This window comes from Pseudomonas sp. SIMBA_068 (assembly GCF_046534705.1).
In the GTDB taxonomy this organism is placed as follows: Bacteria; Pseudomonadota; Gammaproteobacteria; order Pseudomonadales; family Pseudomonadaceae; genus Aquipseudomonas; species Aquipseudomonas putida.
This window is the reverse complement of record NZ_JAWRYI010000026.1, coordinates 1-4,710: the sequence shown is the minus strand read 5'-3', so window position 1 is coordinate 4,710 and position 4,710 is coordinate 1. Positions and strand designations below refer to the sequence as shown.

The window sequence follows — 4,710 nt, the reverse complement described above, 5'->3', positions numbered from 1 at the left end:
CCTTCCTTGTACAGGGTTTCGATGTCGAACGCCAGCAGTTTCAGTTCTTCGTCACCTTCCATCGGGATCAGACCTTTGTCGATCAGGTAACGTTTCGCGAACGGGATGTCGTATTCGAAGATGTCAACAACCGCAGAGTGTTCACGGATTTTTTCACGGATGGTCGGAACGTCCTGCGGGTGTTCGAAGTACAGACGCCAAACGGTGATCGGACGACCCAGGAATTTTTTTTCAACTTTTTCCGCGTCAACGATACGAACGATTTTACCGTGACGTTCCGCGGTGATTTTTTTAACTTCTTCGATTTTAGAGTCGTCTTTCAGCAGCGCGTAGATGTACGGACGGAAGGTACGGTCGTGTTCGATTTTGAATTCACCGTTTTCTTTTTTGAACAGACGGATAACCGGTTTACCTTCTTCGGTGATGTAGTCCGCGTCCAGGATCATGGTATATCTCCTTCTTAAAGTTAAACAAAATTATTTCTAGAGGGGAATTGTTATCCGCTCACAATTCCCCTATAGTGAGTCGTATTAATTTCGCGGGATCGAGATCTCGATCCTCTACGCCGGACGCATCGTGGCCGGCATCACCGGCGCCACAGGTGCGGTTGCTGGCGCCTATATCGCCGACATCACCGATGGGGAAGATCGGGCTCGCCACTTCGGGCTCATGAGCGCTTGTTTCGGCGTGGGTATGGTGGCAGGCCCCGTGGCCGGGGGACTGTTGGGCGCCATCTCCTTGCATGCACCATTCCTTGCGGCGGCGGTGCTCAACGGCCTCAACCTACTACTGGGCTGCTTCCTAATGCAGGAGTCGCATAAGGGAGAGCGTCGAGATCCCGGACACCATCGAATGGCGCAAAACCTTTCGCGGTATGGCATGATAGCGCCCGGAAGAGAGTCAATTCAGGGTGGTGAATGTGAAACCAGTAACGTTATACGATGTCGCAGAGTATGCCGGTGTCTCTTATCAGACCGTTTCCCGCGTGGTGAACCAGGCCAGCCACGTTTCTGCGAAAACGCGGGAAAAAGTGGAAGCGGCGATGGCGGAGCTGAATTACATTCCCAACCGCGTGGCACAACAACTGGCGGGCAAACAGTCGTTGCTGATTGGCGTTGCCACCTCCAGTCTGGCCCTGCACGCGCCGTCGCAAATTGTCGCGGCGATTAAATCTCGCGCCGATCAACTGGGTGCCAGCGTGGTGGTGTCGATGGTAGAACGAAGCGGCGTCGAAGCCTGTAAAGCGGCGGTGCACAATCTTCTCGCGCAACGCGTCAGTGGGCTGATCATTAACTATCCGCTGGATGACCAGGATGCCATTGCTGTGGAAGCTGCCTGCACTAATGTTCCGGCGTTATTTCTTGATGTCTCTGACCAGACACCCATCAACAGTATTATTTTCTCCCATGAAGACGGTACGCGACTGGGCGTGGAGCATCTGGTCGCATTGGGTCACCAGCAAATCGCGCTGTTAGCGGGCCCATTAAGTTCTGTCTCGGCGCGTCTGCGTCTGGCTGGCTGGCATAAATATCTCACTCGCAATCAAATTCAGCCGATAGCGGAACGGGAAGGCGACTGGAGTGCCATGTCCGGTTTTCAACAAACCATGCAAATGCTGAATGAGGGCATCGTTCCCACTGCGATGCTGGTTGCCAACGATCAGATGGCGCTGGGCGCAATGCGCGCCATTACCGAGTCCGGGCTGCGCGTTGGTGCGGATATCTCGGTAGTGGGATACGACGATACCGAAGACAGCTCATGTTATATCCCGCCGTTAACCACCATCAAACAGGATTTTCGCCTGCTGGGGCAAACCAGCGTGGACCGCTTGCTGCAACTCTCTCAGGGCCAGGCGGTGAAGGGCAATCAGCTGTTGCCCGTCTCACTGGTGAAAAGAAAAACCACCCTGGCGCCCAATACGCAAACCGCCTCTCCCCGCGCGTTGGCCGATTCATTAATGCAGCTGGCACGACAGGTTTCCCGACTGGAAAGCGGGCAGTGAGCGCAACGCAATTAATGTAAGTTAGCTCACTCATTAGGCACCGGGATCTCGACCGATGCCCTTGAGAGCCTTCAACCCAGTCAGCTCCTTCCGGTGGGCGCGGGGCATGACTATCGTCGCCGCACTTATGACTGTCTTCTTTATCATGCAACTCGTAGGACAGGTGCCGGCAGCGCTCTGGGTCATTTTCGGCGAGGACCGCTTTCGCTGGAGCGCGACGATGATCGGCCTGTCGCTTGCGGTATTCGGAATCTTGCACGCCCTCGCTCAAGCCTTCGTCACTGGTCCCGCCACCAAACGTTTCGGCGAGAAGCAGGCCATTATCGCCGGCATGGCGGCCCCACGGGTGCGCATGATCGTGCTCCTGTCGTTGAGGACCCGGCTAGGCTGGCGGGGTTGCCTTACTGGTTAGCAGAATGAATCACCGATACGCGAGCGAACGTGAAGCGACTGCTGCTGCAAAACGTCTGCGACCTGAGCAACAACATGAATGGTCTTCGGTTTCCGTGTTTCGTAAAGTCTGGAAACGCGGAAGTCAGCGCCCTGCACCATTATGTTCCGGATCTGCATCGCAGGATGCTGCTGGCTACCCTGTGGAACACCTACATCTGTATTAACGAAGCGCTGGCATTGACCCTGAGTGATTTTTCTCTGGTCCCGCCGCATCCATACCGCCAGTTGTTTACCCTCACAACGTTCCAGTAACCGGGCATGTTCATCATCAGTAACCCGTATCGTGAGCATCCTCTCTCGTTTCATCGGTATCATTACCCCCATGAACAGAAATCCCCCTTACACGGAGGCATCAGTGACCAAACAGGAAAAAACCGCCCTTAACATGGCCCGCTTTATCAGAAGCCAGACATTAACGCTTCTGGAGAAACTCAACGAGCTGGACGCGGATGAACAGGCAGACATCTGTGAATCGCTTCACGACCACGCTGATGAGCTTTACCGCAGCTGCCTCGCGCGTTTCGGTGATGACGGTGAAAACCTCTGACACATGCAGCTCCCGGAGACGGTCACAGCTTGTCTGTAAGCGGATGCCGGGAGCAGACAAGCCCGTCAGGGCGCGTCAGCGGGTGTTGGCGGGTGTCGGGGCGCAGCCATGACCCAGTCACGTAGCGATAGCGGAGTGTATACTGGCTTAACTATGCGGCATCAGAGCAGATTGTACTGAGAGTGCACCATTGCGGTGTGAAATACCGCACAGATGCGTAAGGAGAAAATACCGCATCAGGCGCTCTTCCGCTTCCTCGCTCACTGACTCGCTGCGCTCGGTCGTTCGGCTGCGGCGAGCGGTATCAGCTCACTCAAAGGCGGTAATACGGTTATCCACAGAATCAGGGGATAACGCAGGAAAGAACATGTGAGCAAAAGGCCAGCAAAAGGCCAGGAACCGTAAAAAGGCCGCGTTGCTGGCGTTTTTCCATAGGCTCCGCCCCCCTGACGAGCATCACAAAAATCGACGCTCAAGTCAGAGGTGGCGAAACCCGACAGGACTATAAAGATACCAGGCGTTTCCCCCTGGAAGCTCCCTCGTGCGCTCTCCTGTTCCGACCCTGCCGCTTACCGGATACCTGTCCGCCTTTCTCCCTTCGGGAAGCGTGGCGCTTTCTCATAGCTCACGCTGTAGGTATCTCAGTTCGGTGTAGGTCGTTCGCTCCAAGCTGGGCTGTGTGCACGAACCCCCCGTTCAGCCCGACCGCTGCGCCTTATCCGGTAACTATCGTCTTGAGTCCAACCCGGTAAGACACGACTTATCGCCACTGGCAGCAGCCACTGGTAACAGGATTAGCAGAGCGAGGTATGTAGGCGGTGCTACAGAGTTCTTGAAGTGGTGGCCTAACTACGGCTACACTAGAAGGACAGTATTTGGTATCTGCGCTCTGCTGAAGCCAGTTACCTTCGGAAAAAGAGTTGGTAGCTCTTGATCCGGCAAACAAACCACCGCTGGTAGCGGTGGTTTTTTTGTTTGCAAGCAGCAGATTACGCGCAGAAAAAAAGGATCTCAAGAAGATCCTTTGATCTTTTCTACGGGGTCTGACGCTCAGTGGAACGAAAACTCACGTTAAGGGATTTTGGTCATGAGATTATCAAAAAGGATCTTCACCTAGATCCTTTTAAATTAAAAATGAAGTTTTAAATCAATCTAAAGTATATATGAGTAAACTTGGTCTGACAGTTACCAATGCTTAATCAGTGAGGCACCTATCTCAGCGATCTGTCTATTTCGTTCATCCATAGTTGCCTGACTCCCCGTCGTGTAGATAACTACGATACGGGAGGGCTTACCATCTGGCCCCAGTGCTGCAATGATACCGCGAGACCCACGCTCACCGGCTCCAGATTTATCAGCAATAAACCAGCCAGCCGGAAGGGCCGAGCGCAGAAGTGGTCCTGCAACTTTATCCGCCTCCATCCAGTCTATTAATTGTTGCCGGGAAGCTAGAGTAAGTAGTTCGCCAGTTAATAGTTTGCGCAACGTTGTTGCCATTGCTGCAGGCATCGTGGTGTCACGCTCGTCGTTTGGTATGGCTTCATTCAGCTCCGGTTCCCAACGATCAAGGCGAGTTACATGATCCCCCATGTTGTGCAAAAAAGCGGTTAGCTCCTTCGGTCCTCCGATCGTTGTCAGAAGTAAGTTGGCCGCAGTGTTATCACTCATGGTTATGGCAGCACTGCATAATTCTCTTACTGTCATGCCA

4 protein-coding genes and 3 pseudogenes are annotated in these 4,710 nt (G+C 53.8%); 4 read left to right on the top strand and 3 right to left on the bottom strand.

The genetic code is table 11. The features are described 5' to 3' along the window. Positions 1 to 446 (bottom strand): annotated as a pseudogene (locus SB756_RS27910) (DNA polymerase); the annotation flags it as partial. Between the two features lie 109 nt (positions 447 to 555). On the opposite strand from SB756_RS27910, the pseudogene SB756_RS27905 reads away from it, so the two are divergent. The 3 genes and pseudogenes from SB756_RS27905 to SB756_RS27895 form a co-directional block, all read left to right on the top strand. Further along, positions 556 to 840 (top strand): annotated as a pseudogene (locus tag SB756_RS27905) (MFS transporter); the annotation flags it as partial. 79 nt (positions 841 to 919) lie between these two features. Further along, on the top strand, positions 920 to 2,002 hold the full coding sequence (lacI, locus tag SB756_RS27900) for a DNA-binding transcriptional repressor LacI (RefSeq protein WP_000805902.1): 1,083 nt from the start codon (positions 920 to 922) through the stop codon (positions 2,000 to 2,002). A gap of 49 nt (positions 2,003 to 2,051) precedes the next feature. Further along, a pseudogene (locus SB756_RS27895) lies at positions 2,052 to 2,393 on the top strand (hypothetical protein); the annotation flags it as partial. Positions 2,394 to 2,410: 17 nt separating this feature from the next. On the opposite strand, the gene SB756_RS27890 reads toward SB756_RS27895, so the two are convergent. Next, entirely contained in the window at positions 2,411 to 2,779 is a 369-nt protein-coding gene (locus SB756_RS27890; RefSeq protein WP_000538659.1) for a hypothetical protein, read from the bottom strand. A 31-nt stretch (positions 2,780 to 2,810) separates the two neighbouring features. On the opposite strand from SB756_RS27890, the gene SB756_RS27885 reads away from it, so the two are divergent. Then, a complete protein-coding gene (locus tag SB756_RS27885; RefSeq protein ID WP_000165985.1) occupies positions 2,811 to 3,002 on the top strand; it encodes a Rop family plasmid primer RNA-binding protein in 192 nt (63 codons plus the stop codon). A 1,185-nt stretch (positions 3,003 to 4,187) separates the two neighbouring features. Here SB756_RS27885 and bla read toward each other — a convergent pair. Further along, a partial coding sequence (gene bla, locus SB756_RS27880) for a class A beta-lactamase (RefSeq protein WP_142385027.1) occupies positions 4,188 to 4,710 on the bottom strand: 523 nt, incomplete at its 5' end.

Bases quoted from the DNA above. Each gene is read 5' to 3' on its own strand.
- SB756_RS27890 (WP_000538659.1), bottom strand. From the start codon at position 2,779: ATGGGGGTAATGATACCGATGAAACGAGAGAGGATGCTCACGATACGG.